At 27.5% G+C, this 13,341-nt stretch carries 11 protein-coding genes; 7 read left to right on the plus strand and 4 right to left on the minus strand.

All coding sequences use genetic code 11. The features are described 5' to 3' along the window. The first annotated feature begins 27 nt into the window (after window positions 1–27). Window positions 28–663 carry an HAD family hydrolase gene (locus tag CKV87_RS07230; protein WP_004509678.1) on the plus strand — a complete coding sequence of 212 codons (636 nt, stop codon included), beginning with the start codon at window positions 28–30 and terminating at the stop codon, window positions 661–663. Here the strand turns inward: CKV87_RS07230 and CKV87_RS07235 are convergent. Genes CKV87_RS07235 through CKV87_RS07245 form a run of 3 tightly spaced genes read right to left on the minus strand, consistent with a single transcriptional unit; the run spans window position 660 to window position 2,286 of the window. Then, window positions 660–1,226, minus strand: coding sequence for a TlpA family protein disulfide reductase (locus CKV87_RS07235; protein WP_012013100.1), 567 nt, complete (start codon window positions 1,224–1,226; stop codon window positions 660–662). The two genes, CKV87_RS07230 and CKV87_RS07235, sit on opposite strands and share 4 nt — an antisense overlap. 12 nt (window positions 1,227–1,238) lie before the next feature. After that, window positions 1,239–1,886 carry a DsbA family protein gene (locus CKV87_RS07240; RefSeq protein ID WP_012013101.1) on the minus strand — a complete coding sequence of 216 codons (648 nt, stop codon included), beginning with the start codon at window positions 1,884–1,886 and terminating at the stop codon, window positions 1,239–1,241. Next, window positions 1,876–2,286 (minus strand): disulfide oxidoreductase, encoded by a 411-nt coding sequence (locus tag CKV87_RS07245; RefSeq protein WP_012013102.1) that lies wholly within the window; start codon window positions 2,284–2,286, stop codon window positions 1,876–1,878. Before CKV87_RS07245 ends, CKV87_RS07240 begins: the two co-directional genes overlap by 11 nt. 115 nt (window positions 2,287–2,401) lie before the next feature. Here CKV87_RS07245 and CKV87_RS07250 point away from each other — a divergent pair, with 115 nt between their 5' ends. The 6 genes from CKV87_RS07250 (at window position 2,402) to CKV87_RS07275 (ending at window position 11,241) form a co-directional block, all read left to right on the plus strand. Beyond that, on the plus strand, window positions 2,402–4,900 hold the full coding sequence (locus CKV87_RS07250) for a glycosyltransferase family 2 protein (protein WP_046997476.1): 2,499 nt from the start codon (window positions 2,402–2,404) through the stop codon (window positions 4,898–4,900). A 101-nt stretch (window positions 4,901–5,001) separates the two neighbouring features. Then, window positions 5,002–5,475, plus strand: coding sequence for an RNA polymerase sigma factor (locus CKV87_RS07255; RefSeq protein WP_004509683.1), 474 nt, complete (start codon window positions 5,002–5,004; stop codon window positions 5,473–5,475). After that, complete coding sequence (locus CKV87_RS07260; RefSeq protein ID WP_012013103.1) at window positions 5,475–6,314, plus strand: FecR family protein; 840 nt, start codon at window positions 5,475–5,477, stop codon at window positions 6,312–6,314. The genes CKV87_RS07255 and CKV87_RS07260 overlap by 1 nt, the downstream gene beginning before the upstream one ends. Before the next feature lie 98 nt (window positions 6,315–6,412). Further along, window positions 6,413–8,728, plus strand: coding sequence for a TonB-dependent siderophore receptor (locus CKV87_RS07265; protein ID WP_012013104.1), 2,316 nt, complete (start codon window positions 6,413–6,415; stop codon window positions 8,726–8,728). Window positions 8,729–8,906: 178 nt separating this feature from the next. Next, window positions 8,907–10,346 carry a sensor domain-containing diguanylate cyclase gene (locus CKV87_RS07270; RefSeq protein WP_012013105.1) on the plus strand — a complete coding sequence of 480 codons (1,440 nt, stop codon included), beginning with the start codon at window positions 8,907–8,909 and terminating at the stop codon, window positions 10,344–10,346. 10 nt (window positions 10,347–10,356) lie between these two features. Then, entirely contained in the window at window positions 10,357–11,241 is an 885-nt protein-coding gene (locus CKV87_RS07275; protein ID WP_041644950.1) for a VIT1/CCC1 transporter family protein, read from the plus strand. Between the two features lie 19 nt (window positions 11,242–11,260). Here CKV87_RS07275 and CKV87_RS07280 read toward each other — a convergent pair whose 3' ends face one another. Beyond that, window positions 11,261–13,246 carry a BCCT family transporter gene (locus tag CKV87_RS07280; RefSeq protein ID WP_012013107.1) on the minus strand — a complete coding sequence of 662 codons (1,986 nt, stop codon included), beginning with the start codon at window positions 13,244–13,246 and terminating at the stop codon, window positions 11,261–11,263. Window positions 13,247–13,341 lie beyond the last annotated feature (95 nt).

Raw genomic sequence — 13,341 nt, forward strand, 5'->3', positions numbered from 1 at the left:
TTATTTTAAATTATTACTAGGAATAAAATGGAAAAAAAATATATACTTTTTGATAATGATGGAGTTTTAGTAGAAACTGAGAACTGGTATTATGAAGCAAATAAAAAAGCCTTAAAAAAACTTGGATTAGATTTAGATTTTGATTTTTACCAAAGTATAATGATAAAAGGCGGTAGCGCTTTTGAATTAGCTGAAATAAATCAAATTGAAAATGATGTTATAGAAAAACATAGAAAAATTCGAGATGAATATTATCAAGAATTTTTACTAACAAAAGACCTTGCTATTCCAAATGTAAAAAAAGTTCTAAATAACCTTTCAAAAAAATATAAAATGGCAATAGTTACAACTTCAAGAAGAGTTGATTTTGAGTTAATTCATAAAAATAGAGGAATAAGTGACTTTATGGAGTTTATTCTTTGTGTAGAAGATTATGCAAAAGCTAAACCAAATCCTGAACCATATTTAAAAGGATTAGAAAAGTTTGGTGCAAAAAATGAAGAAACTATTGTAGTTGAAGATTCACAAAGAGGTCTTATTTCAGCAGTAAATGCAAAAATAGATTGCGCTATTGTAAAAAATAAATTTACAATAACACAAGATTTCTCAAAAGCTAAATATTTTTTAGAAACAATCGAAGAGTTAGAAGCTATTTTGAATTAATTCTCAATAGCTACTTTTATATATTTTTCTAACTCTTCTTGAGATACTTTACCTATAAATTTTTTTACAAATTTCCCATCTTTTGAGAATAAAAACATTTCAGGAATTTTTTTTACATTAAATTCATCTGCTAATTTTTGATTATCTCCACCCATAGTAATTGTATAATTGATTTTATACTCTTCTATGAATTTTTTCATCTCTTCAGCTGTTTTATCATCTTGAAATAAAACTGAAACTATTTCAAAGTTATCTTTGTATTTCTCTTTTACATCTCTTAATTTAGGTATTGATTCAATACAAGGTGGACACCAAGTAGCAAAAATATCAACTAATACAGCTTTTTTACCTTTAAACTCATCAAAATCTAAACCATTTGGAGTACTTTGAACACTAATAAACTTTTCATTTGTTGAAATCAGAGTAAAAGGTTGCGACTCAAATTTTATATTTGTTTCTTCTTTTTTTGTTTTAGAAATAGCACTTTTGTCTATCGTTTCAGAACCACAACCACTAAATAATAAACCTAATAATACAAAACTAATTAAAAAAATATTCTTCATCTTTTTATCTTTCTATTTATAAATTTCTGCTTCTACTAAATCAAATAAAGCTTTAGTAGATAATGTTTTTAATTCAACCCCATTTACAAAAATAGTTGGAGTTCCTCTAACTCCTAACTTTCTAGCATCTGAAGTATCTGTATTTATAATTTCATCATATTTAGGATTATTCATATCATTTTTTAACTTTGTAATATCAAGATTTGGAATTGCAGTTAAAAGTTCCCATAATAATTCTGGTTTTTCATTATTGTGTTGCGCCCATAAAGGTTGTTTTTCAAATATTACATCTAAAACTTCATCATATTTATTTTGCTCTCTTGAAGCTTCTAAAAGTTTAATAGCAAATTCTGAATTTTTATGATTTGCTAAATATTTTATAACTATTTGAATATCTTCGTGATACTCTTTATATAATTTTCTAACAACAGGACTGAATAAAGCACAAGATTCACATTCAGGGTCAAGAAATTCTACAACATATATATTTTTTTTATTTTCACCATGTTTCATAGAGTAATCTCTTACTAACAATTCATTTATATTTGAAACAGATGATACTATTTCAGTTTGTTTTTCACTTTTATATAAAAAAGTCAAACTAACAAATATGGCTATAATAACAACCAATGAACCTAAAATCAGCTTTTTATTTTGCATCTATACTTTTCCTTTTAAATAAAATTAATAAAATAAGAATGGCAGTATAACTAAGAAAAGATAACAAAGGAATTGTTATAAATCCGAACCAATTTAGATAATCAACAGAACAAGGAACACCTTGAATACAAGGAGAAAGTGTTTCTGGAATTATTTTTAATATTAATAAATTGTGATAAATAGCTATTGCTAGCCCCACAACAACCAATGGTAAACTATACTTAAAAACTTTATTATCAGGATATAAAAGATTCATCAAAAAGATAAAAACTAGTGGATACATAAATATTCTTTGATACCAACACAAAGAACAAGGTATGAAGTACATAACTTCAGAAAAAAACAAACTTCCAAACGTTGCAACTAAAGAAGTTAAAAATGCCACAAAAATAAAATTCAAATTCAGTCCTTTTTATGCTATTTAATAAGTTTTATTGTAACTAAAAAATGTTAATATTACCGACTATTTATATAAAAAGGAAAATGAGTTGAGATACATTGTCTTAGGTCTTATCATGGCAGGATTATTTCAGGTGTTTTTTTGGTTAACACAAGATAATCTTATTACTTTAAAAGAAGATTCATTTGAAAAAATAGAATCGCTTTCTTACTCTCCATACGAAGGGTATAACAAAAATTTGTTATCTAAACAACAAATTTATGATGATGTGACTATGTTGGAAAACTTCACAAATAAACTTAGAACATATGCTACATTAGAAGCAAATGCAGTTTTAGAAGCAACTCCTGATAGCAATATGCCTATTGATTTAGGACTTTGGATAAGTGGTGATCACGAGCAAAATCATTTAGAAATAAAACGAGCTATTAAATTACTTGAAAAATACCCAAATAGAATAAATAGCGTTATAGTAGGAAATGAGGTTCTTCTAAGAGCTGATTTAGATGAAGTTGAATTGTTTGCCTATGTTGATTTTATGAGACAATTCACAAAAAAACCAATAACAGTAGCTGAAACTTGGGACGTTTGGGAAAGAGTTCCAGATTTAGCAAAACATGTTGATTTTTTAACTATACACATCTTACCTTATTGGGAAAAAATACCAATAGACAGATTTAATGAGTTTATTATTGAAAAATACTCTTTAGTAGAAAAAATTCATCCAAATAGAAAGATAGTGATTGGGGAAACTGGTTGGCCAAGTCATGGATATAATAATAGAAGTGCAGTACCAAGTTTGAAAAACCAAGCTATGGCGATTAGAGGGTTTGTAAATCTTGCAAATGAGCATGGTTGGCACTATAATATAATCGAAGCTTTCGACCAACAATGGAAAGGTTACGATGAAGGAAATGTAGGACAATATTGGGGAATATTTACTTCTGATAGAGCGTTAAAATTCCAATTAAATGGAGATATTGAATTAAATCAATATTGGTTGTATCAAATGATTGTAGCAACAATCCTTGGAGCAATCATAACTTTATTAGGACTTAGAAATCAAAGAGTAAATATAAGTCATGCATTAGCTTATGCTGTAACTGCACAAGGTATGGCATTTGGTATAGTTATGGCTGCAATTTATCCATTTATTAACTATATGAACTTTGGTATGTGGGTAATGTGGGGAATGGGAACTTTCCTTATGATACCACTTGTAATTATAACTTTAGCAAAAGCAAATGAGTTATTTAGATCTTCTATTGGAGTACCTCCTTCAAGACTTGTTCCTCTTGATCTAAAATCACAAAATGCACCGCTTGTTTCAATACATGTTCCAGCATATAAAGAAGAGCCACATGTTTTAGAAGAAACATTAAGAAGTTTATCACAACTAAAATATCCAAACTATGAAGTTTTAGTTATCATTAACAATACTCCTGAAGAGTATTACTGGAAGCCTATTGAAAAACTATGTGAAGAGTTAGGTGATAAATTTGTATTTATGAATATTACTTGTACTGGATTTAAAGCTGGTGCACTTAATGCTGCATTAGAAAGAACAAGCAAAGATGCTGAAATTGTAGCTGTTATTGATGCAGATTATAAAGTTGAATCACCATGGCTTGTTGATTTAGTTCCTTTATTTGACGATCCAAAAGTTGCTATTGTTCAAGCACCACAAGATCATAGAGATGGAAAAGAATCTATCATGAAAGCTGCTATGAATGCAGAATATGCAGGATTCTTCGATATTGGTATGGTTGATAGAAATGAAGAAAATGCAATTGTTGTTCATGGAACTATGGTTATGGTAAGACTTAGCGCTATGATGGAAGTTGGTGGTTGGGGAACTGACACTATCGTTGAAGATAGTGAGTTAGGATTAAGACTATTTGAAGCAGGATATATAGCTCACTATACAAATAGAAGATATGGTTATGGTTTACTTCCTGATACTTTAGAAGCATTTAAAACTCAAAGACACAGATGGGCTTATGGTGCTATTCAAATTCTAAAAAAACACTGGAGAGAGTTTAAACCAAGTGCAAATAGACTTACACCTAGACAAAAAAATAAATTTGTTACAGGTTGGTTCTTCTGGTTAAGTGATGCAATGGGTCCAATAATGGCAGTTATGAATATTATTTGGGTTCCTGTTATTATTTTTGTAGGTGTTACTATTCCTACAATTCCACTTACTATTCCAATTATTACAGCATTTTTAGTAAATATTTTACATACATTTATTTTGTATAGAACAAAAGTAAAAGCAACTTTTAAAGAGATACTTTTAAGTTCAATTGCTTCTATGAGTTTACAGTTAATTATTTTCAAAGCTGTATTTGATGGGTTTATAAAAGATGGTTTACCATTTAAAAGAACTCAAAAAGGTGGAAAAGCTAAAAAAAGTGCAAACCCTATAAAATATGAATCAATCTTAGCTGTATTATTATTGATTGCATTTTTTGCACTAATTTTCACAAATAAAACTGGAATTACAGAAATTTATGTATTTGCAGTAACTATATTTATTCAAAGTATTCCTTATTTATCAGCAATTATCATGAGAATGCTAGAGGTTTACTCTATAAAACATCAGAAATCTTAAAAGATTTCTGATCAACACTCTTATTTAAGTTTTTACTCACTATTTTTTGATTACAATTATCAATTATATAAAAATAAGAAAGAGAAATACTTAAATAAATCATGCTGAAATATTATAAAGAACTATTTTTATACATAAAAGATAAAATCCCAAACAAAGATAATGCACAAGATATAGTTCAAGAGACTTATGAAAAAGTAATATCTATCAAAAATAGCAAAGAAATAGAAAATGAAAGAGCCCTACTTTACAAAGTAGCAAAAAATATTATTATTGATAGACTAAGAAAAAACAAAAATTACAAAGAAATTTCTTATGAAGAAGAAAATTTTATATCACAATCTAAAGCACCTGAAGATTTGGCAATAGAACAAAATCAACAAGATATTTTGATGAAAGAACTAAAAAAACTACCACCAAAAAGAAAAGAAGCTTTTGTATTGCATATATTAGAAGGTTATACAAAAGAAGAAATAGCAAATATAATGAATATCTCATATTTAGCAGTAGAAAAACATATCTCAAGAGCAACTATTGAGTTGCGAGAAAAACTAAGAAAAAAAGAGGAAATCTAATGTCAAATCAAGATATCCAAGATGAAGAATTAATAACTCAAATAAAAGCCTTACCAAAAGATTTTTTGGAAGAATTAAAAAATGAAGTAAGACTAAATAGACAAAAAGAAAATAGAAAAAGAAGATTTTTAAGACGAATTGTTCCTCTTGTTGCTGCATGTATTTTAAGTGTTGTATCTGTTTCACTTTTTGTAGATTTTCCAACATATTCAAAAGAGTATTTAGCTTCAAATAAAATACAAAATGATATTTTATTACCTGATAATTCAAAAATATATTTAGATGCGAATACAACTATAAATGTTAAATATTATAAAAATAAAAGAGTAATAAATCTATCAAATGGAAAAGCAATATTTGAAGTAACTTCAAATGAAACTCAGCCTTTTATAGTAAATACAAAAAGAATAAATGTAAAAGTTTTAGGTACAAAGTTTGAAGTTGTAAATCTTGAAGATAAATTACAAGTAAATGTTTTAGAAGGAAAAGTTCAAGTTTCAAAAGCACAAAATGACAAAGAGTTAGCAATAGTTACAAAAGGGCAATCTTTACAACTTGATAAAAATGCAAATTTAATAAGTCAAAATAGCGTGAATATCGAAAGAATGTTTCAATGGAAAGATGGAAAATATAGTTTTCAACAAACAAGTTTAGATGAAGTATTAAATGAGTTCTCAAAACATTTAGATATAAATATAGTTTTTGAAAAGGAAAAAGCAAAACTATATCCAATAAGTGGGAATTTTGAAGTCAAACATTTTGATAACTTTTTAAAAGTTTTACCTATGATACATCCAGTTAAAGTTGAAAATAAAGATAATATTATTGTTATAAAATAAAAATTTCAAAATTTGATGTCAGAGATAGTAAACTTTTTCGTCTTCTTTTATAGAGAGTAATTCTCATAATTATATTTATAAGTCAAAGGAGATAGAAAATGAGTCTATTAAAAAAATCATTAATAGCACCAAGCTTAGCCATACTTCTGGCTACAAACTTATATTCAGCAAATTATACTGTTGATACTACGAATGCAACAAAAGCTATTGAAAAAATATCAGAGCTTTCAAATATACCTTTTATTGTAGATACAAATATTTTAAATGGTAAAAATACAAATAAAATACAAAATGTGCAAAATTTAGATGAAGCTTTAAAACTAATGTTTGAAGGAACAGGACTTGAGGCAGTAGTAAAAAACAATACAATTGTTATAAAAAAGATTGAAGGGAAAGGTACAGTTTTAGAGCCAATTTCAGTTAACGAAAGTTATAAAAATGGAACAGCTGAAAATGGATATCTAAGTGAAGATATAACAGGTATTGGACTTTGGGGAAAAAGAAGTTTACAAGATACACCTTATTCTATGACTGTAATTCCAAAAGATTTAATTGAAAACACTCAAGCAAATGATATGGCACAAATCTTTAAGATGAACCCTTTAACTCAAGATGGAGGAGATCAAATGTCAGGAAATTATTACAATGTAATAAGAGGATTTTCTTCAAATAATGCGATTGTAAATGGAATACCATTGGCAGATTGGTACAGTTTTACAACTATGGAAGATTTAGAAAGAATCGAAACTATCAGTGGAGCAACTGGGTTTTTATATGGTGGTGGAAGAGTTGGTGGTGCAGTTAATTATGTAACAAAGAAACCAACATTAGAAGATAAAAGAAGTATTACTTTAGGAAACTATGGTGGAGAGCAATATTATACTCATATTGATTTAAGTGGACAAATAGATGAAAAGAAAGTATTTGGATATAGAATAAATGCTTTGTATCAAGATGGTGATAGTGTAGCAAATGTAGGAAAAGAACAAAAATTTGTAAGTTTAGCCTTTGATTTTAAACCAACAGATAACTTTACTATGGATTTAAATTATGCACATAGAGAATTAGATAGAAAGAATCAAAAACCATTTTTTAATATAGGAGCAAATACTTTTCGTCCAATACTAGATATAAGTAAAGGTTACACATCTGATTTAAATAGCATAGAAGAAAAAAATGACAGGGTAACAAGTAGTTTAAAATGGAATTTAAATGATATTTTCACACTTAGAAGTTCATTTCTTTATGAAGAAACAGATAGAGAAGTTGTTGGAGAAACACTTATTTATACAAGAAATGATGGTTTATATGATGCTTTACTTTATCGTTATCCTAAAGGTGGACAAGGTCATAAAAGTTATGCAGGGAATTTATATTTAGACAGTAAATTTGAAACTTTTAATATTGACCACCTTTTGACAATAGGTTATTCACAAAATTATCAAAACTACAAAAGAGATAAAAATTGGTGGCAACCTAGGTATTGGTTAGATGGAGTAACTTTAGAACAGATAAAAAATACTGTTATTCCAAGAAATCCAAATGAACATGGAGGAAGAATTCCTCTTTCTAAAACAGAGTACAAAAATACACTAATAGGAGATGATATAGTATTTAATGACCAATGGAGTGCTTTAGTTGGATTTAACTATGCAACAGTAGAAAATTGGTCTTCTTGGGGTGGTAGTTATGATAAATCAGAGTTAACTCCAACTTTGTCTTTGATGTATAAACCTTTTGAAGATTTAACAACTTATGTAACTTATATGGAAAGTTTAGAAACAGGAGAAATTGTAGCAGATACATATTCAAATGCAGGTGAAATCTTAGACCCACTTGTAAGTAAACAATATGAGATTGGAGCAAAATATTCAGTAAATGAAAGTATTTTATTAACTAGTGCATTATTTAGAATAGAAAAAGCAAATCAATACTCAAACAATGAAACACCAATGCCAAAATATGTTCAAGATGGAGAACAAGTTCATCAAGGAATTGAATTAACTTTTACAGGAAAAGTAACAGATGATTTAACACTATTTGGTGGAGGAACTTTAATGGATTTGAGTATTGAAGAATCAAATGATAAAAATTTAGAAGGAAAAAAACCAACAAATGCAGCAACAAAAATGGCAAAACTTTATGCAGAGTATAATATTCCACAAATTAATGGATTAACATTAACAGGAGGAGCGTATTATACTGGAGAAAAATATGGAGATGACTTAAATACAGATAAAATCCCAAGTTACACTTTATATGATGCAGGTTTGAGATATAAAACTAAATTAGACAAATATCCAACAACATTTTTATTAAATGTAGCAAATCTAACTGGAAAAGATTATTGGGCTAGTAGTTCATATTTAGGAGATCCTAGAAGTGTTGCATTTTCTATGAAAATGGAATTTTAATATTTAAAATAAAAATATCTTGCGATTATCTTTCAAATATAATCGCAAGTTTTTTGATAATCAAATTTTTCAAAGAATGAATAAAATCTATACATTTATTAAAAAAAGTTCTATTTTAATTAAGTTTTTTTTATAAAATAAGAGTGTATTCTAACCTATCTAATTTAAAAGAAAATATATGCTGTTAAAATCAAAATATAAAGTTGTTGTTCTAATAACTATTTTATTAATCTTCTTTTCGATATTACTTTCAGTTGTAAATTATATTGTTTCATTAAATAATGCACAAAATCAGCTAAAAGAGCAAGCTTTACCACTATCTTTAGACAATATTTATACAGATATACAAAAAAATATAATTCAACCATACTTAGTTTCTTCGATGATGGCAAATGATACTTTCGTTCAAGAATGGCTTACAAATGATGAAGAAAATAATCAAAGAATAGAAAGATACCTAGAAGCTATCAAAAATAAATATGATATGTTTAACACATTTTTAGTGTCAGATAAAACAAAAAATTACTATACTCAAAGCGGTTTTGTAGAAAAAGTAGATGAAAATAATCCAACGGATAAGTGGTATTTTAATTTTAAAAATACTCAAAGTAAACATGAAATAAATTTAGATTTCAATGAACATTTATCAAATAATCTAATTATGTTTATAAATTACAAAATTTTCAACAAAGACTATCACTTTTTAGGAACTACTGGAGTTGCTATCAAAATCTCATATATTGATGATTTACTAAAATCTTTTAGATCAAAACATAAGTTTATTGTTACTTTCTTTAATGAAGATGGAAAAGTTGTTCTATCTGAAAGACAAATAAATAATAAAACTAATTTAGATGAATATGAAGGTCTAAAAGAGTATAAAGACCTTATATTATCAAAAAAAGCAAATGCAATTGAATATTCAAATAAGGGAAATAGCTATATTTTAAATACAAAATATATTCCTGAATTAGATTTATATTTAACTATTCAAGCAAATTTGAGCGACTTTACAAAAAATGCACATCATGTATTTTATTTAAATCTAGTATGTTCAGTTCTTATTACTTTTATTATTTCAATTTTTATTTTTTTAATAATAAAAAATTACAGCAAAAAAATAGAATATCTTTTAGCTTATGATACTTTGACAAATATTCCAAATAGAAGAGATTTTGAAGAAAGATTTAAAAATCAAGTACTATTAAAAAGAAGAAAAGAAGCTGAAATAAGCGTAATATTCTTAGATGTAGATAACTTCAAAAGAATAAATGATGAATTAGGTCATCAAAAAGGAGATTTAGTATTAAAAAGAGTTGCTAATATTTTATCTTCTGGTATTAGAGAGACTGATTTACTAGCAAGATGGGGTGGAGAAGAATTTATCATAGCCTTAATCGATTCACCACTTGAAAATTCTAAGATAGTTTGTGAAAATTTAAGAAAAGCTATTGAAGAAGATATCGAACTAATGGAAATTTGTTCTTTTAATGTTACTGCTAGTTTTGGTTTAACAATGGTAAAACAACTAGAAACTAAAGAGAGTGTACTAATAAGAGTAGATGAAGCAATGTATAAATCAAAAAATAACGGAAGAAATACAATTACAGTATTGTAAAGGAAAAAAAATGGATTTTATTTCATCAGATAAAGAAAATCTAAAAAAAGCACTAAAACAACAACAAAACGAGATAAATGATTATACTATTTATAAAGCTTTATCTCTTTTTCAAAAAAATGAAGAGAATAAAAAAATATTTGAAAAAATTGCAAATGAAGAAAAAAGTCATTACGATTTTTGGGTAAAAATCACAAATAAACAGCTGAAAGCACAAAATATAATAGTATTTTGGTATCTTTTTCTTGTAAAAGTTTTTGGTACATCTTTTGCTTTAAAATCTTTAGAAAAAAGAGAAGCTGGAGCAGAAGAGTTTTATAAAGAACTTTTTGAAATATATCCAGAATCACAAAAGATTTATAAACAAGAAACTGAACATGAATTTGCTCTTATTGATATGTTGCACGATAAAAAACTTATTTACGCAGGTGCAATAGTTTTAGGTATGAATGATGCTTTAGTTGAGTTAACAGGAACTTTAAGTGGTATTGCTTTTGCATTTGATAAAAGTTTAGTTGTTGGACTTACTGGACTTATCATGGGAATAGCAGCTTCATTATCAATGGCTGGTTCAGCATATCTTGAAGCAAAAGAAAATCCAAGTGAACTTATAAAACCTTTTACATATTCACTTTATACTGGAGTTTCATATATTCTTACAACTGCTATTTTAGTGATTCCATTTTTTATATTTGATTCTATTATAGAATCTTTAATTTTGATGTTTATTTGTGCATTTATTGCTATTGTTTCATATAACTTTTATATAAGTGTTGCAAAAGATTTGAGTTTTACAAAAAGAGTTTTACAAATGTCAGCCATAACTTTTGGTGTTGCAATAATCTCATTTTTGATTGGATATTTAGTAAAATATTACTTTGGAATAGATATTTAAAAGAGAGGAAAACTCTCTTTTAGTCAACAGGAACAGCTGGATTTAAACTAGAAGTATTATTTAAAAAATATTTATGTTTTTCAAATTGATCTATTATATCCGTTATTATGGCATCTACATCATATCCATAAATATCATAAGTTTTATTCCCATCTTGTAAAAATACTTCTGCTCTTGCATATTTATTTTGCTCATTTGTAGAATTCTCATTTTCTGGATAAGCATAATCTGGCATATCATAATTTCTTGCTCGAACTTCATATATAAAATCAAAATCATTTGAGTGTTCAACTCTTAGTTTTGAAATGGCTTTTTTCTTATCATTTAAAACTTGAACTATCCAAGAGTGTTTCTCAAGCTCATTTTTAACCGTATTCATAGCTTCAATTATATCTTCGTTTATAAATTTCTTTGCCTCTTTAACTTTTGGGAATTCTATAATTCTATTAAGTCTTGAACTCCAATTTCCAATTATACTTCCATGTCTTCCTGCATTCATATGATGTTTTAAGCTTTCACTTCTAATATACTCTAAATTTAAAGCTTTATAAACTCCCCAACAAGCAACAAGCATAACAATAGCAAAAGGTAAAGCTACCACAATAGCAGCTGATTGTAAAGCTTCAAGTCCACCTGCAACAAGCATAGCAATAGCCACAACACCTTGAGAAAGCGCCCAAAAAACTCTTTGCCAAACGGGGTTATCTATCTTTCCACCACTTGATATTGTATCAACTACAAGAGCCCCACTATCTGAGGATGTTATGAAAAATATACTAACTAAAATTATTGCAAAAAATGAAGTTATTGTAGAAAAAGGATAGTGTTCTAAAAACTTAAAAAGTGCAATAGTTACATCACTTGAAACAGCTGATGCTAAAACGGTATATCCTTCATTTATTATAGAATATAAAGCACTATTTCCAAATACAGTCATCCAAAGAAAAGAAAACCCCACAGGTACAAATAAAACTCCAACAACAAACTCTCTTATAGTTCTTCCTCTTGAAATTCGAGAGATAAACATTCCTACAAATGGAGCCCAAGAAATCCACCAAGCCCAATAAAATAGTGTCCAAGAACTAATCCAAGATGATTTTCCTTCATAAGCATATAAATTAAAAGTTTTTTCTACAACACTTGATAAATATGTTCCAACATTTTGAACAAAAGCATTTAAAATATGAAATGTTGGACCAGCAATAAATACAAATAAAAGTAAAAAAAAAGCCAAATATACATTTAGAATAGATAACTTTTTAACTCCACCATCAAGACCTAATACAGCCGAAGCTAAAGCTATTGCACAAATAAGAACAATTAAAATAATTTGTGTATTAAGCCCAACTTCTATGTTAAAAACATAGTTTAATCCAGAATTTATTTGTAAAACTCCAAATCCTAAAGTTGTAGCAACACCAAATATTGTTCCTAAAACTGCAATAATATCAACACTATGTCCAATTTTTCCATATATTTTATCACCAATTAAAGGATAAAGTGCCGAACGAATAGTCAAAGGAAGTCCATGTCTAAATGAAAAATAAGCTAAAACCAAACCAACTATTGCATAAATAGCCCAAGCATTTAATCCCCAGTGAAAAAATACTATTCCCATAGCATCTTTTGCAGATTCAATACTTTGTTCACCTACGGGTGGATTTGTATAGTGAACTATTGGTTCAGCAACTCCCCAGAACATTATTCCTATACCCATTCCAGCAGAAAAAAGCATAGAAAACCAAGAAAAATTAGAGTAATCGGGTTTTGATTGATCAGGACCTAGTTTGAATTTACCAAATGGTGAGAAAGCTAAAAATAGAGCGAAAATAGTAAAAATTGCAACACTTAACATATAAAGCCAACCAAATTTATCAGCTATGAAATTTTTGGTGGTGGTAAAAATATCCTTGGATAAAGCAGGATTGATAAAAGTAAATACTACCAATAAGGTAATAAAGACGACTGCGGGTATAAAAACAGGTTTTAAAACTGTTGATTTCATAATTCTCCTTTTTATGTAATGGCTTCTAAAATAACAAAGCTTTTCTTAAGATAGAGTTACAAGAGAGAATAAAATAGGGCTTTGAGATAGTTCAA

Origin of the sequence: Aliarcobacter butzleri, assembly GCF_900187115.1 — a bacterium.
In the GTDB taxonomy this organism is placed as follows: domain Bacteria; phylum Campylobacterota; class Campylobacteria; order Campylobacterales; family Arcobacteraceae; genus Aliarcobacter; species Aliarcobacter butzleri.

Excerpts from the sequence above, each read along its gene's own strand:
- CKV87_RS07230 (WP_004509678.1), top strand. The coding sequence starts at position 28 with ATGGAAAAAAAATATATACTTTTTGATAATGATGGAGTTTTAGTAGAA.
- CKV87_RS07235 (WP_012013100.1), bottom strand. The coding sequence starts at position 1,226 with ATGAAGAATATTTTTTTAATTAGTTTTGTATTATTAGGTTTATTATTT.
- CKV87_RS07240 (WP_012013101.1), bottom strand. The coding sequence starts at position 1,886 with ATGCAAAATAAAAAGCTGATTTTAGGTTCATTGGTTGTTATTATAGCC.
- CKV87_RS07250 (WP_046997476.1), top strand. The coding sequence starts at position 2,402 with ATGGCAGGATTATTTCAGGTGTTTTTTTGGTTAACACAAGATAATCTT.
- CKV87_RS07255 (WP_004509683.1), top strand. The coding sequence starts at position 5,002 with ATGCTGAAATATTATAAAGAACTATTTTTATACATAAAAGATAAAATC.
- CKV87_RS07260 (WP_012013103.1), top strand. The coding sequence starts at position 5,475 with ATGTCAAATCAAGATATCCAAGATGAAGAATTAATAACTCAAATAAAA.
- CKV87_RS07265 (WP_012013104.1), top strand. The coding sequence starts at position 6,413 with ATGAGTCTATTAAAAAAATCATTAATAGCACCAAGCTTAGCCATACTT.
- CKV87_RS07270 (WP_012013105.1), top strand. The coding sequence starts at position 8,907 with ATGCTGTTAAAATCAAAATATAAAGTTGTTGTTCTAATAACTATTTTA.
- CKV87_RS07275 (WP_041644950.1), top strand. The coding sequence starts at position 10,357 with ATGGATTTTATTTCATCAGATAAAGAAAATCTAAAAAAAGCACTAAAA.
- CKV87_RS07280 (WP_012013107.1), bottom strand. The coding sequence starts at position 13,246 with ATGAAATCAACAGTTTTAAAACCTGTTTTTATACCCGCAGTCGTCTTT.